Raw genomic sequence first — 22,035 nt, forward strand, 5'->3', positions numbered from 1 at the left:
CTTTATTTACCTTTTCCGGCAAAAGGTACGAGAGCACTTCCCCATGTTAAACCACCGCCGAATGCATCGAGAAGCATGAGCTCACCCTTTTGCAGGCGTCCTGATTCGTAGATATCATTGATTGCCATCGGAATAGAAGCACCTGAAGTGTTGCCGTATTTTTCGACCGTGAGCACTACTTGCTCATCACGTAGATTGAGGGCATCTCCAACTGCTTTGATGATTCGGTAGTTCGCTTGATGCGGTACGAAATGTTGGATAGAAGAGGATTCGATATTGTTTTGCTCCAAAATTTCGACAACATCGCTTGTGAGAGTACGCACAGCAACTTTAAACGTCTCATTCCCTTTCATTTTCATAAAACACCCGGCAGCTTCACGGTTCAGTTCATCATGAACCGAACCGCTTCCTCCGTTTGGTGTCATTAAAAGATCTGCAAATGAACCGTCCGAACCGGTGTGAATATCAATGATTGCTTCTTCTTTGTTCTCAGTCGCGCTGATAAGGGCTGCACCTGCGCCATCTCCGAATAAGATACACGTTCCACGATCACTGTAATCGGTAATAGCGCTTAGCTTTTCGGCACCGACGATGAGTACATTTTTTTTCATACCGGACTCTACAAAAGCCTTTGCAATAGAGAGTGCATAGACAAAGCCGGTACATGCGGCTGAAATATCAAATGCGGTTACCTTTTCCAATCCAAGTTTGGTCGCAATCACTGTAGCGGTAGAGGGCATACAAAAATAATCGGGTGAGATTGTTGCACATACGAGCATATCGATGTCAGTTTTTTGGAGACCGCTTCGCTCGATTGCAAGCTCTGCCGCTTTTACACCCATATCGCTCGTTGTTTCATTTTCTGCAGCTATATGGCGTTCTTTGATCCCTGTACGCTTTGTAATCCACTCATCTGTTGTATCAACTAGCGTTTCCAAGTCAGTATTGCTCAGGACTTTGGAGGGGACATAAGCCCCAATAGAGCGGAATGCAGCGTACATATTTTATTACCTTTGTAAGGGATCGCGATTATTGCTTGAGTTCTTCTAAACGTTTTTCGATATGTTCGTTTACACCGTTATCGACATAACGAATAGCTTGAAATATAGCATTTTTGATCGCTTTTGGATTGCTTTTGCCGTGACTGACGATCGCACACCCTTTGATACCGACCAAAGGCGCTCCACCAATCTCTGCATAGTCGATCTCTTTTTTCAACAGTTTAAAGACTTTGCGCATCAAGAGCGCACCGGTAATCGCTATCGGAGATTTTCGAATATACTCTTTTATAAAGTAACTGATGGTAGAAGCAACCCCTTCGGAAGCTTTGAGAACAAGATTTCCGATAAAGCCGTCACACACGATGACGTCACAGCTTCCATCAAAGATATTATTCCCTTCGACATTTCCTACAAAGCCTTGTTGACCTTCAAGGAGTTTGAAAGCATCTTTCGTGACTTCGTTTCCTTTGGAATCTTCTTCTCCGTTGGCAAGCAATCCCACGCGAGGATGTTCCATTTTATACATATCTTTGGCGTAGTAATACCCCATGATCGCAAATTGGAAAAGGTGCTCAGCTTTACAATCGACATTCGCACCCGCATCCATAAGGATACTGCGTTTACCGCTTTTCGTCGGCATAGACGTTACTAAAGCCGGACGAAGAACGTTTTTAAGCCGTCCAAGGCGTAAGGTTGCGACAGTCATTGTAGCACCGCTGTGTCCAGCGCTGACGACGCCGTCTGCTTCGCCGTTTCTGACCAGTTCAACCGCTTTATAGATTGAACTTTCTTGACGTTTTAGCGCATCGGTTGCAGCATCCGCCATGTCAATGACATCGTCTGCTTCGATAATTAAAATTTTATCTTTATAGCCCTTGGGTAATAAAGATAAAATCTCATCTTTTTTACCAACTAGAATCGGTTGAAACTTCTTTTCTTTAAGAGCTTCAATTGTCCCTCTAACAATCGGTTCGGGACCGAAGTCCCCGCCCATTGCATCAATTGCAATTCTAATCATCGATTATTTATACTCACCGGTTGTCGGGTTGACATAGTGAGACAATTTGTACGTGCCGTCTTTGTCTTTTACTGGACGAGCAAGAGAAATTTTATAGTGAGTTCTGCGTTTTGCAGCGCGTGAGTGACTCACTCTTCTTTTAGGTACTGCCATCTTTTTAGTCCTTTCTGTTTGGTTTTAGAACTCTCGATCGAGCGAGGTTCCTTCGCAGTTTGCGCAACAATAATAGTCGCTTTTGATCAATTCGATTTCCGACTGAAAAAGCTCTTCCATATCAATCATTGATTGGTCGATTTCAACAACGTCCAATTCTTGGTCGCTGCCTTCAAATATTCCGTCGCTAAGGTAAAAAACAACCTCTTCATCCAAAGGTTTTTCTACCTCTTCGGCACAGATGTCGCAAGGAATCGAAATACTCCCTGTAATTGTACCGTTTAATTGAGCAAGATTACTTTTTTTCAGGATTAAATCACCCGAAAAAAGAGCATTGTCACGATTTACCTCAAAATGAAGCGGTTGTGAGCTCAATTTTCTAAATGCTATCTTCATGGCAATTACGAAATTTCGCGCCCTGAAAAGAAAAATGCGATCTCATTTTTTGCATTTTCAAGAGAATCAGACCCGTGAACTGCATTAGCATCGATGTTTTCAGCAAAATCTGCACGGATAGTTCCGGCTGCCGCTTCTTTAGGGTTAGTCGCACCCATCAAATCACGATTTTTAAGGACGGCATTTTCACCCTCCAAAACTGATACTACAACTGGACCACTTACCATAAAATCAACAAGATCGTTGAAGAAAGGGCGTGCAGCATGTACTGCATAAAACGCTTCAGCGTCTTGACGTGAGAGTTGAACTTTTTTCATAGCCGCGATTTTAAGGCCGTTACTTTCGAAACGATCCAAAATTTTACCGATAACACCTTTTGCAACGGCGTCTGGCTTGATGATTGACAATGTTTGTTCCATCAATGCTCCTGTTTTGTGTGTAAAAAATAGAACGGGATTATAGCGAAATAATAATTTAGGAAAGATTAAAGTTGTTAGAAGGCAATAAATAAGGGGAGATTGAAGTAACCAAAGGAAAATATTCCCTTTGGTTTGTCTTTAAAGTTAGTTAACGACGTTTGCTTTTGAAGAACGCATTTCAGCGCTGATATCGTCACGGTGAGCTGGGCTTGCGCCGATTTCATCCCATGTAATACAACCTTCAGTTGGACAAGCTGTCGCACATGCTGGTTCGTCGTGGTGACCGACACATTCAACACATTTATCAGCATAAACGTAATAAACTTCTTCACCCGTTGGGTTATCGTCCTCGTCAACGATTGCTTCTACTGGACACTCGTCGATACAAGCACCACAGTTAATACAGGTATCATTAATGAATACTGCCATAGGATTCTCCTTGGTTGATAATTGTGGGGTAACTATAACAGAAGAATTTTAAACCCACCTAAAAAATCAGGTGGGAGATGAAGATTATCCGGAAGAGTGTTACTAAAGACCTAGATAGGTTTTGATTGCATCGACTTTGTCAGTTTTTTCCCATGAAAATTCGTCAAGCTCTCGTCCAAAATGGCCGTAGGCGGCAGTTTTTCGATAGATTGGACGCAAAAGATCAAGCGATTCGATAATTCCGCGAGGGGTGAGGTTAAACAGCTCTTTGACACACTCTTCAAGCTTTTCTTCAGGAACGACTGCGGTTCCGTGAGCATTGACCATGATAGAGATCGGCTTGACGACGCCGATGGCGTAGGAAACCTGAATCGTTGCTCGCTCACACGCACCGGATGCGACAAGGTTTTTCGCCACGTACCGCGCGGCATAGGCAGCGGAGCGATCCACTTTGGTCGGATCTTTTCCGCTGAATGCTCCACCGCCGTGAGGACACGCACCGCCGTAGGTATCAACGATGATTTTGCGTCCTGTCAGTCCTGCATCTCCTTGTGGTCCGCCGATAACAAATTTTCCGGTCGGATTGATGTGGTAGACGATATCCGGGCTCATGAGTTCTGCTGGGATGATCGCTTTGATCACCTCTTCGATGACATCTTTGTGCAGTTTTTCCTGAGAGATTTCAGGCGCATGCTGTGTAGAGATGACAACCGTTTCAACTGCAACGGGTTTATCGTCAACGTAACGGATACTCACCTGTGTTTTCCCATCCGGTCGGAGATAGGGGATGATCCCTTCTTTTCTGACTTTTGCCAAGCGTTCAGCAAGGCGATGTGAGAGATAGATCGGAAGAGGCATCAATACATCGGTTTCGCGGCATGCGTATCCGAACATCAAGCCCTGATCTCCGGCTCCGATCTCACCGCTCTCTTGGTCAACTCCCTGATTGATATCGGGAGATTGTTCTCCGATACCGTTGAGGACAGCACAAGAGCGATAATCAAACCCATAGGTTGCATCGGTGTAGCCGATTTCACGAACGACTTGACGTGCAATCTCTTGCATCGGAGCGTAGGTGGTGGTTTTCAGCTCACCCGCAATGACGCAAAAACCGTTCGAAACGAGGGTTTCACAGGCTACGCGCGCTTTTGGATCATTTTCAATGATGTAGTCCAAAATGGCGTCACTGATTTGGTCAGCCATTTTATCGGGATGCCCTTCAGTGACCGATTCTGAGGTAAAAATATAGTTTTTCGGCATAAAAATCCTTGAAAAAAAGGTTTATTTTAGTGGTTGAATCGGATTATATCGAACCCTCTTTTAAAAAATCACGCTCCCAAAAAAACTCGATCCACTCTTTCGCTTCATGCAAAGAAAAATCAGGTTGGAAAACTGCCGTATATTTGGTAAAAAGGGTAGCAATTTTGAATTCGCAGTGGGGATGTTGAGAACGAAGATAGGGCATTAGGGCAGCAAGTGTTTTTCCGCTATCGACAATATCATCTACAACAAGAACCCGTTTGGATTCGTGTAAATAAGATGTGCCTAAAATATTTACACACTCACGCTGAGTCTCTCCGTCGTAACTCTCTACACGGATACTTTGAAGATTGCGAACATCCAAACTCATTGAAAGAGCATGAGATAGCGTCATCCCGCCTCGTGCTATCGCGAGAATTGTATCTGGTTCAAACGATTTACATTGTTCTGAGAGGGGAACGATGTCTTTTAAAAAGTGTTCATAGGTATAGATTAGCATTTTCGAATCATACCCTAAGTGCAACTACGCTATAATAAAAAACTTATTTTTAAAGGGTGAATTTGAAAAAATTAGCCATTATCGGCCGACCGAATGTCGGCAAAAGCTCACTGTTTAATCGTCTTTTGAAACAGCGCGATGCAATCACCTCCGAACAGGCGGGAACTACACGTGACGTCAAAAAACGGATTGCCGTTGTAGTGGACAAAGAGGTAGAAATTCTCGATACAGGAGGACTCGACGAGGGGTGTGAACTCTATGACCGTATCAAAGAAAAATCGCTTAAAGCGGCTCATCAAGCCGATATCATCCTCTTTATGGTAGATGGAAAAAGCCTTCCCGAAGAAGAGGATAAAAAGCTTTTTTATGAACTTGAGTCGATGGGAAAAGCGATTGCACTCGTTGTCAATAAAATCGACAATGACAAGATGCAAGAGAAGCTGTGGGAGTATTATGAATTTGGAACCGATCGAATTTTTGGTATTTCGGTTGCTCATAACCGCTCGATATTACCGCTTTTGAATTGGATTGCTTCTGAGCTTCCGGATTCTTCTATTGTATCTTCCGAACCGGAAATGATAGCTGTTGAAGATGAGATGGACGGTTTTGACGCCGCTATGAGAGCTTCTGCGGATGAAGATGAATTTGACGACGAAGACGATGATGGATACTTTATCCCCGAAGAGGACGGTGAAGAGGAAGAAACCTCGATAGAAGAACTCGAAGAGGTTTATCGTGGAATCGTCAAAGAGTATGAACCGGGTGATACTGATAAAATGAAAGTAGCGATTATCGGTCGTGTCAATGTTGGAAAAAGTTCTCTTCTCAACGCTCTTCTCGGCGAAGATCGTTCGGTTGTCAGTTCCGTAGCAGGTACGACAATCGATCCGATCGATGAAACGGTTGAATACAACGAAAAGCAAATCACCTTTATCGATACGGCAGGAATCCGAAAACGGGGGAAAATCCTCGGGATCGAAAAATATGCATTAATGCGTACCGAAGAGATGCTAGAGACGGCAGACATCGCGTTGCTGGTCTTGGACGCGTCACAACCGTTTATGGATTTGGATGAGAAGATCGCCGGATTTGTCGATAAAAACCGTCTTGCGTGTTTGATCGTCCTCAACAAATGGGATTTGGCACCAAAAGAGGATTATGACAAGATTATCGCCGAAGTGCGTGACCGATTCAAATTTCTGAGTTATGCTCCGATCATTACGATTTCGGCGCAAAGCCATCAACGGGTACACAAGATTTTTGAGATGATTTTAAAAATCAATGAGAACTATTCACAGCGTATTCCGACGGGTCGGCTGAATGAGGTGATTCAAGCGGCGATGCGTAAGCATATTTTGCCGAGTATCAACGGGATGAATATACGTCTGTATTTTGCAACACAGTATGACATTCGTCCGCCGCGCATTGCGCTCATTATGAACAAGCCGCAGGGGTTGCATTTCAGTTACCGTCGCTATTTGACAAATCAGTTACGTGAACAGTTCGATTTTGAAGGGACTCCGGTACTTTTTAAAGCAAAAGCGAAAAAAGTGAGTAAAAAGCCACAACCGCATAAAAAACGTTCTATGTGGTAAGTAGTGTAAAACCTTTTAAAAAGGTTTTACGATAACGAGTGCGACAATCCCCATCAATAAGAGGGTAGGGATTTCATTATAGATGCGAAAAAACTTTCCGCTTTTATAGGCTGTATTTTCTTTGAGTTTGAGACGAAAACGTCCCAGAGAAAAGAAATAGGCGATTAAAAGTGCGACGAGTGTAAGCTTCGCATGCATCCATCCCCCCATCGCGAAAACATTGGTTCCATAATGGCTGGTTGAGAGAACTATCAATGCCGTGCCAGAGAGAAATGTAGCCCAAAATGCAGGGACACCGATGTATTTGTATATCTTCATCTCCATTACTTCTACTACTTCGATAAAACCGTTATTGGAACCGTTTTCGACATGATAAACGAAAAGACGCGGGAGATAAAAAAGGACCGCAAACCATGAGACCATTGAGATGATATGAAACCACAAAATCCAGCTGTACATACTATGTTCCTGATAATGAATTAGGGAAGATTAGCCAAAAAAGGCTAAATTTTAGAGGTGCTTTTGAACAAAAGCGATAATTTGAGGCGTGGGTAAAGCTCCGCTGAACTGATCAATAATGCGGTTGTTTTTAAATGCAATGACGGTTGGAATGGAACGGATACCAAAACGTGCTGCTAGGTGCTGCTGCTCTTCTGTGTTGATTTTGATAAATTGGGCTTTGAGAGCAAAATGCCGAGCCGCTTCTTCGAATGAAGGAGCCATGCTCCGGCACGGTCCGCACCACGGGGCCCAAAAATCGGCAATAACGAGCCGATCATCGTTCAGCATCAATCGATCGAAAGCGGGAGCATCAACCGCGAGCGGTTTGGTCTCTAGAAGGGACTTTTTGCAGTGACCGCACGAAGCTTTTATATAGGAATCTTTGAGTGGAATGGCATTAACCCCACCGCAGTGGGGGCAAACGACATTGATTTTCTCCATGGATTACTCCACGACCTCTTCTTCAACGACTTCCATATCACGAATCGATGAAGTGTGGTGATCTTTTACTTTGTCATGTAAACGTCGGAGTGCTTTGTTGGCACGTTCGATCGCAAGATCGATAGCGGTATCGATATCTTCATCCGTATCCGAAATAACAACGGGTTGTGCGTGGGCGATGTGGATGTCAAATTCGACTCCGACCCCTTTTTTCTCTTTGGAAATCATAACATTGACGGTCGTAATGTCGAGATGATAACGTTTAAAATTTTCAATAGCGGTAGCAATATGATCGTTTAGGTGTTGGGTGAGTTTGATATCTTTTGATCGAATTTGAGTGTTCATAATAAATCCTTTGTGTTGAACTGTCGAAAAATATAACATAGATTATCTTAAGAGGAAGCTTAAGAGACGTTGCGGTAAAATAGTCACTAATCAAGGAGATTATTTTGAGAGTATTAACCGGAATTCAGCCATCAGGCGATTTACATATAGGAAACTATTTTGGTTCGATCCGCCCTATGATCGACTCCCAATCAAATGAAGAAGTATTTGCTTTTATTGCAAACTATCATGCGATGACATCGCTCAGTGACGGTGCGCGTCTATCTCAGCTCACGATGCAGGCGGCAACCGACTTTTTGGCACTGGGGATGGACCCGCAAAAAAGTACCTTCTGGGTACAGTCGGATGTCAAAGAGGTGTTGGAACTGTACTGGGTACTCTCCTCCTTTACTCCGATGGGACTGTTGGAACGTGCGCACAGCTACAAAGACAAAGTGGCCAAAGGGATCGCGAGCAATCATAGCCTTTTTTCGTATCCGGTACTGATGGCGGCCGATATTTTATTGTTCGGTTCCAATGTGATTCCGGTCGGGAAAGATCAGATTCAGCACGTTGAAATTGCTCGTGATATCGCAATCAAATTCAACAACCAATACGGTGATGTTTTTGTTGTTCCTGAATTTCGTGTTGATGAGAACGTTGCGACTGTTCCTGGGATTGACGGACAAAAAATGTCAAAAAGTTATGGCAATACGATTCCGATTTTCAGCGAAGAGAAAGTGCAATCCAAAATCATCAAAAAAATTGTGACGGAAGCGGTACCGATGGAAGATCCAAAAGAGTATGAAAATTGTAATGTTTATAACATTGCAAAACTCTTTTTGGACTACGAAGAACGCTCTGCATTGCAGGATCGATACAAACGCGGCGGTGAAGGGCACGGTCACTTCAAGCTCTATACACATGATGTGATTTGGGAATACTTCAGACCGTACCGCGAACGACGCGAATATTTTGCCGCACATCAAGATGAAGTGCGTGAATTGCTTGACCTAGGTGCACGCAAAGCAAGTGAAGCTGCACAGCCGATCATCGATAAAGTGCGTTCCGTAACCGGTATCCGATATTAAAGGGAAAACTATGAAAAACTATATCATCAATCAGATCAACGATTCTGCCGCGACTAAAAAAGCACTTGTAGAAAACGATGCATTGGTCAATCTATTGGTTGAAGTAGCGCAGGCGTGTGTCGAGGTATATCGTAAAGGGAAAAAAATCCTTATCGCCGGAAATGGTGGTTCGGCTGCCGATGCACAGCATTTTGCGGCAGAGTTAGTAGGACGATACGGGTTTGATCGTCCATCGCTCCCCTCGATTGCACTGACAACCGATACTTCCAACCTCACGGCAATCGGAAATGATTATGGATATGAGTATGTGTTTTCGCGCCAATTGGAAGGGTTGGGGCAAGAGGGTGATCTTTTTATTGGGATTTCAACGTCGGGTAACTCTCAAAATGTGATCAACGCGTTTATTTCGGCAAAAGATCGTGGGATAACGACGGTCGCTCTCGTCGGACGTGATGGCGGCAAGATGGCAGCAATAGCGGATTATGCGATTGTGGTTCCCTCTAATGCAACGCCGCGTATCCAAGAATCCCATTTACTGATTGAGCACATGATCTGTGACATCATTGAAAAAGAGATTTTCGGCGGCGGAGTAGCATAAGGTGACAAAAGCCCTCTTTTTAGACCGTGACGGTGTCGTGAATGTCGAAAAAAACTATCTTCATAAAATCGAAGATTTTGAACTGATGGATGGGATTGTCGAGGTTTGCCGCGCTTACGTTGAAAAAGGGTATTTAATCCTCATTGTTACGAATCAATCCGGGATCTCCAGAGGCTATTACAGTGAAGAGGATTTTGCATTGCTTAGTCAATGGATGATGGATCACTTTAAAGGTTTAGGGATCATTATTGAGAAAATTTACCATTGCCCGCATCATGAGAGTATTGATGGAGCATGCGGGTGCCGAAAGCCCGAGCCGGGGATGTTTTTGAGAGCACAGAGAGACTATGATATTGATATGGCTTCATCGGTGATGATCGGTGATAACGAACGGGATATCGAAGCCGCACTCCGTGCAGGGGTAGGGATGAATATTCTCTTATCTAATCATATGAATGTCTCCAAAGCCGATAAAATTGTCCATTCGCTGCGAGAGCTCCTTTGATGCGGATTATCAACACGGGCGGAACGTTTAACAAACGTTATGACCCTGTCAAGGGAGAACTGTTTGTTCCGAAGGATGATTGTGCGGTTGAGACAATACTCAAATCACTGGTGATCGATATTCCCGTGAGCGGGGTCGTGTACAAAGACTCTTTGGAGATGGATGATCAGGATCGAAAAGTATTGGCAGATGCGATAGTGCGATGTGACGAAAAGACGGTGATTGTTGTTCACGGTACCGATACGATTGATCTGAGTGCTGAATATGTTGATCATCTAAAACTGGATAAAGTAGTTGTGTTTACGGGAGCTATGGTCCCTTTTCATATCGATCCACTCGAAGCAACGGCAAATCTTGCGATGGCGATAGGGTATGCGCGTAATGTAAAGAACGGTGTTTATATCGTGATTCAAGGTGTAATGAACAGTTTTAAACAGGTCAAAAAAAATAAGTCAGTCGGGAAATTTGAATATGTCTAAAGTTAAATGCGATCACTGTCATCTTGAATTTTCAGATTCGGTGATGATTCATGATGGAGAGTACCGCTTTTGCTGTAACGGCTGTCAAGGAATATTTCATCTTCTTAAAGACGAAGGATTGGAGAGCTTTTATGCCAAAATGGGGGATACGACACTTGCTCCACCTACTGAGCAGTTCGAGGCAAGTTCCAACTTTGACACCCCTGCATTTCATGAACGGTTTGTAACTACAACCAAAGAGAACCTCTCCCAAGTTTCACTCGTTATCGAGGGGATCCATTGTGCGGCATGTGTATGGCTCAATGAAAAAGCGCTCCACAAAATGGAGGGTGTGATTGAAGCACATATCAACTATACGAACAATAAAGCGCGGATTACCTGGAATCCGGAGATTGTGAAGCTCTCTTCCATTATCGATATGATTCGAGCCATCGGGTATAACGCATTTCCTTACGATGCTTCTTTACAGGAAATTCGTGCCAACAAAGAGCGTAAAGAGTATTATCTCCGAATGGCGGTAGCGACATTCGCGACAATGAACATGATGTGGATTGCTGTGGCTCAGTATGCGGGGTATTTCACGGGAATCTCTCAGGAGATCAAAACCATTCTCAATATTGCGGAGTGGTTTTTGGCGACACCGGTGTTGTTCTATAGCGGATGGGTATTTTATCGCGGAGCCTATTATGGACTAAAAAACGGTTCGGTGACAATGGATTTGCTTGTTGTCACGGGATCGAGTTTGGCGTATCTCTATTCTATCTATATTACGGTATTGGAAAAAGGGGAAGCGTATTTCGACTCGGTGGCGATGATCATCACCTTTGTCTTGTTTGGAAAATTTCTCGAAGTTCTCAGTCGTAAAAATGCCGCCGACACCCTCGATGTTATCGGAAAACATATTCCTCGTGAAGTGAGTATTGTAGAGGGAGAATCGATCCGATCCGTGGATGTTAACGAAGTCAAGGAAGGTGATGTCATTCTCATCCGTAGCGGGGAACGCTCAGCAATCGATGGAGAAGTGATCAGTGGTGAGGGGAGTTTTGATGAGAGTAACCTCACGGGAGAATCTGAACCGATTTTCAAACGGCTGGGGGATAAAATCATCAGCGGAACGACGAGTATCGATGCACTGATACAGTACCGCGCAACCAAAGATTTTGCCCATTCTACTCTCTCGACTCTCGTCAACTTGCTAGAAAATGCGATGGCGCAAAAACCCTCTATCGAACAATTGGCGAATCGATTGTCTCAACATTTTTCCTCAACGATTCTGTTTTTGGCGATAGGGACATTTTGGTCGTGGTATTTTTGGCCGCACACGTTTGATCGCTCACTCATGGTGGGAATTTCGGTCATTATCATCGCCTGTCCGTGTGCTTTGGCGTTGGCTACCCCAGTGGCGACTTTGGTAGGATTGGCACTGGGAGCCAAGAGAGGAATCCTCTTTAAATCGGCCGCTCAGATTGAAACTATGGCGCAAGCGACAATGGTGGTGTTAGATAAAACGGGAACCATTACAATGGGGCGACCGGAAGTTACCTATGCTACACTGCATCAATCATTTGATATCAAGGCTTTGTATACGCTTGTCTCTTCATCAAAGCACCCGATCAGTCGAGGGGTGATGGAGTATATAGAGCGATCAGAACACGAGATTGAATCCAGTACAATCGAAGAGGTAAGGGAGCTTCCGGCGCGCGGTATGATCGGTCGACACGATGGTATGATGATTGCCGGAGGGAATGCCCTATTGATGCAAGAGTTAGGGATTGATATCGATACCGTGAGTGATAAAAGTCTCTTTTACTATGCGGTCGGTAATACATTGATGGCAACGTATGAACTGCGCGATCTTCCAAAAGAAAAAGCCTCTGAATCGATTCAGATTTTACATGATTTAGGATTACGGGTTGTGATGCTGACGGGGGATCATGAAGCAGCTGCACTCAGAGTCGCTAATGAGGTTGGGATCAAAGAATTCTATGCCCATTTGACTCCTGAAGGGAAAGCGGCATTTGTGGATCAATCTCATAGTGAAGGTCACGTGGTTGTGATGGCGGGTGATGGTATCAATGATCTATTGGCATTGGCAGCCTCTGATATCGCAATAGCGATGGGGAATGGCAGTGATATCGCTATCGAAGTAAGTGATGTTGTGTTGATGCACGATTCACTCACATCGTTAGCAGAGTCGTTTGCTATCAGTCGTAAAACCTATCGGCTGATTAAACAAAATCTCGGTATTTCACTGGTGTATAATTCGATTACGATTCCATTGGCAATGATGGGGTATATTATTCCGCTCATTGCGGCGATTTCAATGTCGTTTAGTTCACTTCTCGTCGTTGGTAATTCGATGCGTGTGCGATGGCTTTATAAATAACAATCATTAAGACTAAGTAGGAAGAAATATGGATAGTTGGGTTATTGCGATGATGCTCGGAGCCTCACTTTTTTTAGGTGCCATAGCGCTAAGTGCATTTTTGTGGGGTATCAAAAACGGTCAGTTTGACGATGAAAAAAAGATGATGAACCAAGTTCAGTTTGATGATGAACGTGAACTCAATGATGCTGCGAATCAACAGCGTAAACAAGAAGCTTCTAAAAAAGAGTATCGACCGGAATGATTTAAAAAGAGAAGAGGCTCACCGCAAAAGCGGTGAGCGAGGTATTATTTAAGACCTGCTACGTAAGAAGCGATTGCTTTGATATCAGCATCTGACATAGAAGCAACTTGACCTTTCATCAATGCACCCATACCAGCTTTGTTTAGTGTACCAGCTTTGTATCCGTTCAAAGAAGCTTCGATAGCTGAAGCTGATTGACCTTTTACGATTGCAGATTTACCAAGAGCAGCTTTTTCGAAAGATGCACCGTGACAAGCAGCACATTTAGCTGTAAGAGCTTTTCCATCAGCAGCCATCAAAGATACACCAGCGAACAACATTGCAAGAGCAATTTTTTTCATTTGTTTTCTCCATAAAAAATTTAGGTGTTATTATAGTCTTAGCATTCTTAAAGCACTCTAACTGTTTAACCTTTAATAAAGAGTTTGTTACAATATGATACTACCTTGATATAAAGGACTTTTTGTGCGATACAGCAACGTTGATTTTAATCGTAAAACTATTTTGATCACGGGGGGTGCCGGTTTTATCGGTTCGAACCTTGCGTTTTATTTTCAGGAACATTATCCAAAGTCTCATGTGGTTGTTTTGGACCTTTTTCGTTCAAACGTAACGCTCTCAAACGGTAATCTAAAAAGTTTTGGTCATTTCAAAAATCTGATTGGATTTCGCGGTGAGGTAATAAGCGGAGACATCAACGATAAAGTGCTCTTGGAAACATTGGCACAAACGTATAAATTTGATTACATCTTTCACGAAGCGGCCATTTCGGATACGACCGTATTGGAACAGGACTTGATGATCCAAACCAATGTCAACGCGTTCAAAGATTTGCTCGATATTGCGGTGCGTCACGGTGCCAATATGATTTATGCTTCTTCGGGTGCGACGTATGGGGATGCAGAATCTCCTCAGAGAGTCGGTCGAGAAGCTCCTCAAAACGTATACGGCTTTTCAAAACTGATGATGGATCATCTTGCACGGCAGTATTCTCAAAAACATGATCATATCAGTATCGTCGGATTGCGCTATTTCAATGTTTATGGTCAACGAGAGTTTTTCAAAAATAAAACATCCTCGATGGTAGTACAGTTCGGACACCAACTCTTAGCGGGTAAAAATCCGAAGCTTTTTGAAAACTCAGACAAAATTTTGCGCGATTTCATCTATATCGAAGATATTATTCAAGCGAACGTTCTTGCTATGCATCCTAAAGAGTCCGGCGTATTTAACGTCGGTACAGGAAAAGCTAGGTCGTTTCAATCGATGGTCGATATTTTACAACGCGAATTGGGAACGTCATACGTTTGCGAATATATTCCAAACCCGTATATTGGACGTTATCAATTTCACACGGAGGCTGATATCGAATCGACTAAGGCGATATTAGGGTATGAGCCTCGGTTTAGTTTTGAAGAGGGGATTGCGGCCTATGTTCCTGAGATCAAACGACTCTTTGAACAGGAACTCTCATGAGAAAATTGCATAACTCTCATCCACAGATCCTTGTGATCGGGGATTTGATGATCGATCACTATTTGTGGGGAGGGTGCGAACGCATTTCTCCCGAAGCTCCGGTACAGGTGGTGGATATCGCGCGTGAAACTACAGTTCTGGGTGGAGCTGGAAACGTTATCAATAACCTTGTGGCTCTGGGTGCACACGTCAGCATTGCCGGTGTGATCGGTGATGATGAAAACGGCGAAGAGTTGTGTACGATGCTGGATGCTATCGGTGTAAAAAGTGAAGGATTGGTGAAACAAAAGGGGCGAAAAACCTCCAAAAAAAGCCGTATTATTGCTTCGAACCAGCAGATTTTGCGCTACGACAAAGAGTCTAAAGACGCTATCGACCTAACCAGTGAGCAAGCGATAGTTTCGTATGTCAAAAGTACAATCGGCTTATGCGATATACTCATTCTCTCCGATTATGGTAAAGGGGTGATTACCGATACTGTTGCTGCTGGAGTAATAACAGCCGCGCGTAATGCAGGCAAGAAAGTATTGGTCGATCCAAAAGGGAAAGATTACCGTAAATATCAAGGTGCGTATCTCCTGACTCCGAATAAAAAAGAGGCTTCCGAAGCGACAGGGATTGTGATCAATGATGAAGAGAGTTTGAAAAAAGCACTATTGAACCTCAAAGAGACATGTGATTTGGAATGTTCCATGATCACTCTTTCCGAAGACGGGATTGCGATCTATGATGAGTCTATGCGCCGCTTTCCGACGGTAGCCAAAGAGGTGTATGATGTTACAGGGGCAGGGGATACGGTGATTGCTTCTCTCTCATTTGCCCTTAGCTCAGGTCTCGGTATCGATGAAGCGGCTCCGTTTGCAAACCATGCGGCAGCAGTGGTTGTCGGTAAAATCGGCTCGGCGACGGTGACACTCAGTGAGATCGAGGAGTATGAATCGAGTTTGCATCAAAGTACCTCGGATATGCATATCAAGAGTAAAGAAGAGATTGTAGCCCTCTCCGATCGGCTGAAAAAAGAGGGTAAAAAAGTGGTCTTTACCAATGGCTGTTTTGATATTCTCCATGTCGGTCATGTCAAGTATCTCCAAGAGGCTAAAAGTTACGGTGATGTATTGATCGTAGGACTCAATTCGGACAGTTCGGTTAGAGAGCTCAAAGGACCTACACGTCCGGTGAATAATGAAGATGATCGTGCCTATATTTTAGCTGCGCTCGAATCGGTCGATTATGTTGTTGTATTTAGCGAAGAGACACCGCACGATCTAATCAAAAGTATTGCACCTGATATTCTGGTCAAAGGGGGCGATTACGAAGGCAAAGTGGTTGTTGGAGCGGAATTTGCTAAAGAATTACGTCTGGTACAGTTTGTGGACGGTAAAAGTACAACGGCTACAATAGCTCGAATCAATGGAGGAGAAACATGCTAAAAAAAATCATTTTGTTATGTGTAATCAGTGCATCATCATTTGCAGCGAACCAAATTAGCGTAAATGTGAACGATAAAGATGTCGGTGGAGAAGTCCGTTTGGATATGGGGCGTATGGGAAATGCAATGAGCAATGCCTATATCGGAGCTCGATTTGTGAATGGAGATAATAATAATTCTCATACGATAGGTGATCCTAAACCGCTAATGGAAGTCTCAGCGATGGTGATGGGACATGTCCAAAGGGTTCCTGGATTAAAGCTCGGATTAGGGATAAAAACTGAGTATACAAAAATAGATGGCCAAGGATATGCAGCTGTTCCATTAGGTGTTGAAGCAGAACTACAATTGCCAACACACACATTAATCCCATTTTATCTTAACGGTGCTTTTTATTATGCCCCAAGTGCTTTAGCTTTTAAAGAAGGTAAGCGGTATACAGAAAGTCGAATCGGGCTAGATATGGAACCGATTCAAAATGCGAGAATCGGAGTAGGATATCGGATGATCGACACGGATCTTAAAACGCGTAATGTTACCTACAATGATGCGTGGTATTTTGCGGTTAGACTAGATTTTTAGCCGCTTCTATCACCTCTCCTGAGGTGATGCTCTTCATACATTCATGATGTCCTAACGGGCATTCGCGCTTCATACATGGAGCGCATTCTATCTCATGACGTACAATAATACTTTTTTCATTCATCCATTGGGACGTTTCCAAGTGGCGTGTCGGACCGAAAATTGCCACAGTCGGTACTTGATAGGCTGCCGCGACGTGCATTGGACCACTGTCATTGGTGATGAAAAGATCCAACCCACCGATAAAACTGCACAGTTCCGGTATCGTTGTTTTGCCTGCGAAATTGGTCACTTTGATTCCATTGAGTCGTGATTCGATCTCGTTGGCCATCTCCACTTCGTTAGGGCCTCCAAAGAGGAGTATGTCGTAGTGATCGGCATATGCTCGTGCCACTTCGGCAAATTTTTCGGGATACCACCGTTTGGCACTTCCATACGTTGCCCCCGGATTGATCCCAAGTGTCGGGCGCGAATAGCGGTGCGGCGGAATATGGATTTTCAGATTGCCGATATCAAGCGGTTGTGAACTCAGGCTCTGGGTAATATCTCGGTATTGTTCTACCAGATGAGAGGGGTGAGCTGGTTTGATCGGATGTTTTAGAAGCAAGGTAGAGTGCCAGCTACGACGTCCTGCCGTGATCTTTGTGCCGCTCCAATAGAGCAGAAGCGAAGAATGGAGTTGATTGCGAAAGGTGATTGCCATATCGTGATATCCCAATTCCTTTGCAAATTGGTAGGTATTAAGAAAACGGTTTCCCCCTTTTTTGGTCTCATCGATGTAATAGCGTGTGCACTTCGGATGATATTTGAGCGCTTCGATACTCACATAAGAGCCTACCAATGTCAGTTCAGCCTCAGGGTAGATAGTACAAAGCGCTTCGATAGAAGGGGTTGCCATCACCGCATCACCGAGCCAGTTGGGGAGTATGATGAGTAGTTTCACGATTGAGCCTTATAGGTATAAAGTGGTGTGGAGGTGAGTGTCCATGTAATGTGCAATTCTCCTCTAGGAGTTGAACAGATGAGCCGATATTCATCGCTATGATGGGAAAAACTTACAAATTGTGCATCACTGAGGTGAGAGAGCATAATGCCGTATGCCTCAAATGCGCTCCGTTTTCGGATAGTGCCCTCACGGTTATCAATCAAACCATACCCGGGGGCAATCAGCTGATGCCAATAAAGACGGCTCACTTTTTGCGACGCAAAGGCGAGGAGATGGTAGCGAACCATATAGGCAGTGTAATCATTTTCGCTGACGCACTCAAATTCACTGGTGGGAGCATAGGGGGCGGTGTTTTTGAGAGGCCAGTTGGTTTCGGTAATGATGAGTTCGTTGGACGTTTTTGGACTCAGCGATATGAGCGAAAATAAGAGATTGATTTTCCCCATCAGGTTAAATCCCATTTGGGTATTCTCGGGTGCACCCCGACGATCGACGTAGAGCAATGAGCCGATAGCGTCATAGCGAATTTTTGCTAGGTTAAAGAGGGTGTGAGCGCTAAAATGGTACTCGAAATCGATGACGTTCGAGCCGATGAGTTTGAGGTGGGGAAAGCGTTTGCGTTTGAGCTCATAGGCCACGCCGTAAAAATCGAGATATTCGTTGACACTGAAAAAGCCCCACTTAGCCCGATTAATTGTACTGCCGATAACGTAGGTTTCGCACACATCTTCGAGTGCTTCAAAAATTTGTATCAGATGATCACGTGTTATATCTGCACACGTGATATGCTCACGGTCTTGCAATAAAGCGACAGTGATATGTTTACCGCTAAAGCTGCGGATAAACGCAACATACTCGTGTAAATTTTCCATCTCCCATAGGGGAATGCGGATCAAAATATTTTTGACTCCTAACTCATCGAGCAGATAAGGGGTCGTGTTGGGTTCTTTATTGAGATTAACCCCCATTCCGAAAAAATCTTTTCCATCAATCGTGCGACGTCGTGTAAAAGGGGTGAGTATAAAAGCGATCGGGAGGGTTAGAAGAGCGACCAAAAACGTTTTAATAAGTGAGGGAAGAGCACTGCGGCGCATTTGACGCTTCAGTGCTTTGTCACGTATAATGGCAGGTTGATCAGAGTAATGATCCCAAGCAAACGGTTGTTTCATAGTGAGATTATAGCGATATTGGGTAAAATAACCCTATTAAAACGAAGGTGAAGCATGAATATTTTGGTAGTACGCAACGACAAATTGGGTGATTTTATTACCGCTTTGCCGACGTTGTATGTTTTAAAGCACCATAATCCGGACAATCGGATCATCGCCCTTGTTGCGCCTCTCAACCGTAAACTTGCCGAATCGTGTGATTTTATTGATGAGGTAATTGTCGATAGCGGAGAGGATATTCTGGAGTTGGCATTCAAGATTAAACAAGCGCAAATCGATGCCTCGATCACTCTCTTTTCTAATACTCGTGTCGCAGTGGCACAATGGATTGCCCGTATCCCACTCCGTATCGCCCCAGCAACCAAAATAGCCCAAATCTTTTACAACCGCCGCATTACCCAACGCCGTAGTGAAGTAAAAATGGCGGAGTTTGAATACAATCTTCAACTCTCCCGTACATTGTTCCCCGATATTTCATTAGACTTTCCAAAGCCGTTGTTGGTGTATGCAGGAGCTTCTGAGGCATATAGCTCTTTTTGCCGTGAATATGCTATTACGAAACCGGTTGTCGCCTTTCATCCAGGATTTGGCGGTTCTTCGGATGCAAACTGGACGTTGGCGGAATACATTGAACTGGTCAAATTGGCAGAGGAGAACCCCCATATCGATGTCGTGATGACGTTCGGGCCCGATGAGGAAAAACTTTATGATGAATCAAAAAATCTTCTGGGAGAGAGCAGGGTTGTACTGTACCGTTCGCGGGGAAGCGTTGTCGATTTTGCACTGCTTTTGAGCAGTTTTAAACTGTTTATAAGTACCTCGACTGGGACGTACCATTTGGCAAGTGCGGTAGGATGCGAGACGTTTACTTTCTTTGCCGATACCCTTTTTGCCTCGGCAGTACGGTGGAAAAGCATCGGAGAGAAACAGCACCATTTTATGATTCCCCTTGATCTCTCAGGGAGAGGTGCAATGTTTGAGACGGTCAAGCAAGAGTTGAAAAATCGCCTTTCAACCATTTTTTGAGTCTCTTTTTAAAGTTTTTGACCCGTTTGTTGGCATCGTTATGTCGTTTCATCTCAGCGATCGTTTTTGCTTCATCCAATCCGCTTAGCCTTGCGTATTCACGCGCCATGATCTCCAATTCGTCATCAAAAGCCCAGAGCTTATTAAAATTTTCGCACCCTTCTAAAGGGGTAATGGTTCTGAATGTCATGCGATTGATGTCAACAATCGAAAACTGATAGCCCTGCCCGGTGCGTTTGATCAAAATATTGCCGGGGGAATAGTCCAAGTGCCATACCCCTTTTTGATGTAGATCGTAGGTATAGGCTGCGAAGGCAGTAAAGATGGCCTCGCGATCTTCGAGCGGTTCGAGCAGCGGGGTGCGGATCGTAAAATCGTAATTAAACCATTCGCTGATGAAATAGCTATCCGCCAACAGCCCTGTGGAAAAAAATTCGATAAGAGCGATCGGTTGGGGAGTTGAAATACCGAGTTCCTGCAAGCGCAATGCATTGTGGTACGATTTGTACGCTTTGCTGTGACGAAAGAAAGTATAAACGATACGATTAATCAAATGGGGAACTTTAAACGATTTGACCACCGTTTTCACCCCTGCTAATTCAATGATTTTGAGTTCATTGCGCGCTTTATGGATGCTGTGATTGTCTTGTGAAAAAATGGATTGAATATTTTCAAATGACTCTTTTAAGTAGAGATATTTGGATTGAAAATCACATTTGAACTGCATAATGACCTTTGAGTAAGTGAGGGTATGGTATGATACTTTATTATTCCTGAAACACTTCGAAGATGAGGATATGAATGCTTCCAGCCGTAATGTATCACCATATTAATAGTGATGATTTACCTTTATCTAACAGTGATAACATGATGCAAGAACATTTATCTCTTATCGCGGAACGCTACACTACAATATTTCCAGGCGAACAGATCGTCGGTCATTCGATATGTTTGACTTTTGATGATGCGTATTACGATTTTTATTATTATGTTTTTCCTCTTCTAAAAAAATATAATCTCAAAGCACTTTTGGCGGTTCCTGTTGCTTATATTTTGGAAGAGACAGATGTGTCCTCTGAACTCCGGTTATCGCTTAAACATGATCAAATATATCAAGAAAAAAACTACAAAACCTATGCGCCGTTTTGTACGTATAGGGAACTACGAGAAATGGTTCAGAGTGGTCATGTGATGATTGCATCGCATTCTATGAATCATCTAAATTTGACTGAAGAAGGGATCGATTTAGAGCAAGAAATTATCGGTTCAAAAATAGTTTTGGAGGAGAAACTCGGTTTTCGAGTAGATTCTTTTGTTCTCCCTTACGGCAAATACAATGAGGCGGTTGTAAGTTTGGCGTGTGAGCATTATAAGTATGTTTTTCGAATAGGAAATGCGTTTAATCCTTCATGGCATGGAATAGGTGGATTATTGTATCGGATAAAAGGAGATGCTCTTGTGACTCCTGATTCTCTATTGAAGCCATTTAAACGGTTCAGGTTCTGGATAAAAACCGTTGTTAAAATGATTAAAGGATCACAATGAATGTATCGGCAGTCATGATTGTCAAGAATGGGGCTCGAACGATCGAAAAATCACTAGAGAGTCTAATACCATTTGATGATGTTATCGTATATGACAACGGTTCGACAGACGGTACACAAGCAATTACAGGACGTTATCCCAATGTCCGATTGATCGAGGGAGAGTTTGACGGTTTTGGGACAACGAAGAACCGTGCAGCGAGCTATGCGAAACATGATTGGATCTTGATTATTGATTGTGATGAGGTAGTTGATGATGGATTATTGCATGCTTTAAAAACTGAAATACTTGATCCTAATGCCATTTATATTGTTAATTTCCTAGCTTATTATAAAGATACACAGATTCGTTACTGTGGATGGAATAACCAAAAAATTAGACGATTATATAATAAAAGGGTAACGTGTTTTAACAATAATTTAGTTCATGAAAATATTATGGATGAAGGGATGAAAAAACTTTTTATTAATGGGAACATGAAACACTTTAGCTATTTAAATCTTTCAGATTTTATGATTAAAAT

Annotated in this window: 28 protein-coding genes; 13 read left to right on the forward strand and 15 right to left on the reverse strand. The window is 43.5% G+C overall.

Going from position 1 to position 22,035, the window contains the following annotated elements:
• Positions 1-2: 2 nt before the first annotated feature.
• The 8 genes from CJD30_RS05505 to CJD30_RS05540 form a co-directional block, all read right to left on the reverse strand.
• Entirely contained in the window at positions 3-1,001 is a 999-nt protein-coding gene (locus CJD30_RS05505; protein WP_294917169.1) for a beta-ketoacyl-ACP synthase III, read from the reverse strand.
• A 28-nt stretch (positions 1,002-1,029) separates the two neighbouring features.
• The gene (gene plsX / locus CJD30_RS05510) at positions 1,030-2,019 is read right to left on the reverse strand and encodes a phosphate acyltransferase PlsX (protein ID WP_294917172.1); all 990 of its coding nucleotides are present in this window, start codon (positions 2,017-2,019) and stop codon (positions 1,030-1,032) included.
• Between the two features lie 3 nt (positions 2,020-2,022).
• Complete coding sequence (gene rpmF / locus CJD30_RS05515) at positions 2,023-2,172, reverse strand: 50S ribosomal protein L32 (RefSeq protein WP_013461018.1); 150 nt, start codon at positions 2,170-2,172, stop codon at positions 2,023-2,025.
• Between the two features lie 24 nt (positions 2,173-2,196).
• On the reverse strand, positions 2,197-2,568 hold the full coding sequence (locus CJD30_RS05520) for a YceD family protein (protein ID WP_294917175.1): 372 nt from the start codon (positions 2,566-2,568) through the stop codon (positions 2,197-2,199).
• A gap of 5 nt (positions 2,569-2,573) precedes the next feature.
• Positions 2,574-2,987, reverse strand: coding sequence for a nucleoside-diphosphate kinase (gene ndk, locus CJD30_RS05525; protein WP_294917177.1), 414 nt, complete (start codon positions 2,985-2,987; stop codon positions 2,574-2,576).
• Between the two features lie 144 nt (positions 2,988-3,131).
• On the reverse strand, positions 3,132-3,416 hold the full coding sequence (locus tag CJD30_RS05530; RefSeq protein WP_294917178.1) for a 4Fe-4S dicluster domain-containing protein: 285 nt from the start codon (positions 3,414-3,416) through the stop codon (positions 3,132-3,134).
• Between the two features lie 102 nt (positions 3,417-3,518).
• A complete protein-coding gene (metK, locus tag CJD30_RS05535) occupies positions 3,519-4,676 on the reverse strand; it encodes a methionine adenosyltransferase (RefSeq protein WP_294917181.1) in 1,158 nt (385 codons plus the stop codon).
• Positions 4,677-4,719: 43 nt separating this feature from the next.
• The gene (locus tag CJD30_RS05540) at positions 4,720-5,175 is read right to left on the reverse strand and encodes a phosphoribosyltransferase family protein (protein WP_294917182.1); all 456 of its coding nucleotides are present in this window, start codon (positions 5,173-5,175) and stop codon (positions 4,720-4,722) included.
• 62 nt (positions 5,176-5,237) lie between these two features.
• On the opposite strand from CJD30_RS05540, the gene der reads away from it, so the two are divergent.
• A complete protein-coding gene (der, locus tag CJD30_RS05545) occupies positions 5,238-6,770 on the forward strand; it encodes a ribosome biogenesis GTPase Der (RefSeq protein ID WP_294917183.1) in 1,533 nt (510 codons plus the stop codon).
• Between the two features lie 15 nt (positions 6,771-6,785).
• Here der and hemJ read toward each other — a convergent pair whose 3' ends face one another.
• Genes hemJ through raiA form a run of 3 tightly spaced genes read right to left on the reverse strand, consistent with a single transcriptional unit; the run spans position 6,786 to position 8,057 of the window.
• On the reverse strand, positions 6,786-7,229 hold the full coding sequence (hemJ, locus tag CJD30_RS05550) for a protoporphyrinogen oxidase HemJ (RefSeq protein ID WP_294917185.1): 444 nt from the start codon (positions 7,227-7,229) through the stop codon (positions 6,786-6,788).
• A gap of 51 nt (positions 7,230-7,280) precedes the next feature.
• A complete protein-coding gene (gene trxC / locus CJD30_RS05555) occupies positions 7,281-7,712 on the reverse strand; it encodes a thioredoxin TrxC (protein WP_294917187.1) in 432 nt (143 codons plus the stop codon).
• A gap of 3 nt (positions 7,713-7,715) precedes the next feature.
• Positions 7,716-8,057: a ribosome-associated translation inhibitor RaiA gene (gene raiA / locus CJD30_RS05560; protein WP_294917188.1), complete on the reverse strand. Its 342-nt coding sequence runs from the start codon at positions 8,055-8,057 to the stop codon at positions 7,716-7,718.
• Positions 8,058-8,161: 104 nt separating this feature from the next.
• Here raiA and trpS point away from each other — a divergent pair, with 104 nt between their 5' ends.
• From trpS to ccoS, 6 genes are read left to right on the forward strand one after another with little or no spacing between them, the layout of a single operon-like run.
• The gene (gene trpS / locus CJD30_RS05565; protein ID WP_294917189.1) at positions 8,162-9,127 is read left to right on the forward strand and encodes a tryptophan--tRNA ligase; all 966 of its coding nucleotides are present in this window, start codon (positions 8,162-8,164) and stop codon (positions 9,125-9,127) included.
• Positions 9,128-9,137: 10 nt separating this feature from the next.
• Complete coding sequence (gene gmhA / locus CJD30_RS05570) at positions 9,138-9,725, forward strand: D-sedoheptulose 7-phosphate isomerase (RefSeq protein ID WP_294917190.1); 588 nt, start codon at positions 9,138-9,140, stop codon at positions 9,723-9,725.
• A 1-nt stretch (position 9,726) separates the two neighbouring features.
• Positions 9,727-10,230 (forward strand): HAD family hydrolase, encoded by a 504-nt coding sequence (locus tag CJD30_RS05575; protein WP_294917191.1) that lies wholly within the window; start codon positions 9,727-9,729, stop codon positions 10,228-10,230.
• Positions 10,230-10,709, forward strand: a complete 480-nt coding sequence (locus tag CJD30_RS05580; RefSeq protein WP_294917192.1) for an asparaginase domain-containing protein — start codon at positions 10,230-10,232, stop codon at positions 10,707-10,709. Before CJD30_RS05575 ends, CJD30_RS05580 begins: the two co-directional genes overlap by 1 nt.
• Positions 10,702-13,095, forward strand: coding sequence for a heavy metal translocating P-type ATPase (locus tag CJD30_RS05585; RefSeq protein ID WP_294917193.1), 2,394 nt, complete (start codon positions 10,702-10,704; stop codon positions 13,093-13,095). Before CJD30_RS05580 ends, CJD30_RS05585 begins: the two co-directional genes overlap by 8 nt.
• Before the next feature lie 28 nt (positions 13,096-13,123).
• Positions 13,124-13,339 (forward strand): cbb3-type cytochrome oxidase assembly protein CcoS, encoded by a 216-nt coding sequence (gene ccoS, locus CJD30_RS05590; protein ID WP_294917194.1) that lies wholly within the window; start codon positions 13,124-13,126, stop codon positions 13,337-13,339.
• A gap of 44 nt (positions 13,340-13,383) precedes the next feature.
• On the opposite strand, the gene CJD30_RS05595 is transcribed toward ccoS, so the two are convergent.
• Positions 13,384-13,680, reverse strand: coding sequence for a c-type cytochrome (locus tag CJD30_RS05595; RefSeq protein ID WP_294917196.1), 297 nt, complete (start codon positions 13,678-13,680; stop codon positions 13,384-13,386).
• A 124-nt stretch (positions 13,681-13,804) separates the two neighbouring features.
• Between CJD30_RS05595 and rfaD the strand changes: the two genes are divergently transcribed.
• Genes rfaD through CJD30_RS05610 form a run of 3 tightly spaced genes read left to right on the forward strand, consistent with a single transcriptional unit; the run spans position 13,805 to position 16,826 of the window.
• Positions 13,805-14,815 (forward strand): ADP-glyceromanno-heptose 6-epimerase, encoded by a 1,011-nt coding sequence (rfaD, locus tag CJD30_RS05600; RefSeq protein ID WP_294917198.1) that lies wholly within the window; start codon positions 13,805-13,807, stop codon positions 14,813-14,815.
• Complete coding sequence (rfaE1, locus tag CJD30_RS05605) at positions 14,812-16,245, forward strand: D-glycero-beta-D-manno-heptose-7-phosphate kinase (protein WP_294917200.1); 1,434 nt, start codon at positions 14,812-14,814, stop codon at positions 16,243-16,245. The genes rfaD and rfaE1 overlap by 4 nt, the downstream gene beginning before the upstream one ends.
• Complete coding sequence (locus CJD30_RS05610; RefSeq protein WP_294917202.1) at positions 16,239-16,826, forward strand: YfaZ family outer membrane protein; 588 nt, start codon at positions 16,239-16,241, stop codon at positions 16,824-16,826. The genes rfaE1 and CJD30_RS05610 overlap by 7 nt, the downstream gene beginning before the upstream one ends.
• Here the strand turns inward: CJD30_RS05610 and waaF are convergent.
• Together waaF and CJD30_RS05620 are read right to left on the reverse strand one after the other, a co-directional pair.
• Positions 16,810-17,769, reverse strand: coding sequence for a lipopolysaccharide heptosyltransferase II (gene waaF, locus CJD30_RS05615; protein WP_294917204.1), 960 nt, complete (start codon positions 17,767-17,769; stop codon positions 16,810-16,812). The two genes, CJD30_RS05610 and waaF, sit on opposite strands and share 17 nt — an antisense overlap.
• The gene (locus CJD30_RS05620; RefSeq protein WP_294917206.1) at positions 17,766-18,941 is read right to left on the reverse strand and encodes a glycosyl hydrolase; all 1,176 of its coding nucleotides are present in this window, start codon (positions 18,939-18,941) and stop codon (positions 17,766-17,768) included. The genes waaF and CJD30_RS05620 overlap by 4 nt, the downstream gene beginning before the upstream one ends.
• A 54-nt stretch (positions 18,942-18,995) precedes the next feature.
• Here CJD30_RS05620 and CJD30_RS05625 point away from each other — a divergent pair, with 54 nt between their 5' ends.
• Positions 18,996-19,967, forward strand: coding sequence for a glycosyltransferase family 9 protein (locus CJD30_RS05625; RefSeq protein WP_294917209.1), 972 nt, complete (start codon positions 18,996-18,998; stop codon positions 19,965-19,967).
• Here the strand turns inward: CJD30_RS05625 and CJD30_RS05630 are convergent.
• Complete coding sequence (locus CJD30_RS05630) at positions 19,927-20,694, reverse strand: lipopolysaccharide kinase InaA family protein (RefSeq protein WP_294917212.1); 768 nt, start codon at positions 20,692-20,694, stop codon at positions 19,927-19,929. The two genes, CJD30_RS05625 and CJD30_RS05630, sit on opposite strands and share 41 nt — an antisense overlap.
• A gap of 74 nt (positions 20,695-20,768) precedes the next feature.
• Here CJD30_RS05630 and CJD30_RS05635 point away from each other — a divergent pair, with 74 nt between their 5' ends.
• On the forward strand, positions 20,769-21,512 hold the full coding sequence (locus CJD30_RS05635; protein WP_294917213.1) for a polysaccharide deacetylase family protein: 744 nt from the start codon (positions 20,769-20,771) through the stop codon (positions 21,510-21,512).
• Positions 21,509-22,035 (forward strand): glycosyltransferase family 2 protein (locus CJD30_RS05640; protein ID WP_294917215.1); only part of this gene is annotated, 527 nt, incomplete at its 3' end. The genes CJD30_RS05635 and CJD30_RS05640, both read left to right, overlap by 4 nt.

This window comes from Sulfuricurvum sp. PD_MW2 (genome assembly GCF_002633015.1).
Classification (GTDB): domain Bacteria; phylum Campylobacterota; class Campylobacteria; order Campylobacterales; family Sulfurimonadaceae; genus Sulfuricurvum.

Coding starts and splice junctions, on each gene's coding strand:
- raiA (WP_294917188.1), bottom strand. CDS start 8,057: ATGAACACTCAAATTCGATCAAAAGATATCAAACTCACCCAACACCTA.
- CJD30_RS05530 (WP_294917178.1), bottom strand. CDS start 3,416: ATGGCAGTATTCATTAATGATACCTGTATTAACTGTGGTGCTTGTATC.
- CJD30_RS05630 (WP_294917212.1), bottom strand. CDS start 20,694: ATGCAGTTCAAATGTGATTTTCAATCCAAATATCTCTACTTAAAAGAG.
- CJD30_RS05580 (WP_294917192.1), top strand. CDS start 10,230: ATGCGGATTATCAACACGGGCGGAACGTTTAACAAACGTTATGACCCT.
- hemJ (WP_294917185.1), bottom strand. CDS start 7,229: ATGTACAGCTGGATTTTGTGGTTTCATATCATCTCAATGGTCTCATGG.
- CJD30_RS05620 (WP_294917206.1), bottom strand. CDS start 18,941: ATGAAACAACCGTTTGCTTGGGATCATTACTCTGATCAACCTGCCATT.
- CJD30_RS05625 (WP_294917209.1), top strand. CDS start 18,996: ATGAATATTTTGGTAGTACGCAACGACAAATTGGGTGATTTTATTACC.
- metK (WP_294917181.1), bottom strand. CDS start 4,676: ATGCCGAAAAACTATATTTTTACCTCAGAATCGGTCACTGAAGGGCAT.
- CJD30_RS05595 (WP_294917196.1), bottom strand. CDS start 13,680: ATGAAAAAAATTGCTCTTGCAATGTTGTTCGCTGGTGTATCTTTGATG.
- ndk (WP_294917177.1), bottom strand. CDS start 2,987: ATGGAACAAACATTGTCAATCATCAAGCCAGACGCCGTTGCAAAAGGT.
- rfaE1 (WP_294917200.1), top strand. CDS start 14,812: ATGAGAAAATTGCATAACTCTCATCCACAGATCCTTGTGATCGGGGAT.
- gmhA (WP_294917190.1), top strand. CDS start 9,138: ATGAAAAACTATATCATCAATCAGATCAACGATTCTGCCGCGACTAAA.
- CJD30_RS05520 (WP_294917175.1), bottom strand. CDS start 2,568: ATGAAGATAGCATTTAGAAAATTGAGCTCACAACCGCTTCATTTTGAG.
- rpmF (WP_013461018.1), bottom strand. CDS start 2,172: ATGGCAGTACCTAAAAGAAGAGTGAGTCACTCACGCGCTGCAAAACGC.
- CJD30_RS05540 (WP_294917182.1), bottom strand. CDS start 5,175: ATGCTAATCTATACCTATGAACACTTTTTAAAAGACATCGTTCCCCTC.
- CJD30_RS05635 (WP_294917213.1), top strand. CDS start 20,769: ATGCTTCCAGCCGTAATGTATCACCATATTAATAGTGATGATTTACCT.
- CJD30_RS05610 (WP_294917202.1), top strand. CDS start 16,239: ATGCTAAAAAAAATCATTTTGTTATGTGTAATCAGTGCATCATCATTT.
- CJD30_RS05585 (WP_294917193.1), top strand. CDS start 10,702: ATGTCTAAAGTTAAATGCGATCACTGTCATCTTGAATTTTCAGATTCG.
- ccoS (WP_294917194.1), top strand. CDS start 13,124: ATGGATAGTTGGGTTATTGCGATGATGCTCGGAGCCTCACTTTTTTTA.
- trxC (WP_294917187.1), bottom strand. CDS start 7,712: ATGGAGAAAATCAATGTCGTTTGCCCCCACTGCGGTGGGGTTAATGCC.
- plsX (WP_294917172.1), bottom strand. CDS start 2,019: ATGATTAGAATTGCAATTGATGCAATGGGCGGGGACTTCGGTCCCGAA.
- CJD30_RS05505 (WP_294917169.1), bottom strand. CDS start 1,001: ATGTACGCTGCATTCCGCTCTATTGGGGCTTATGTCCCCTCCAAAGTC.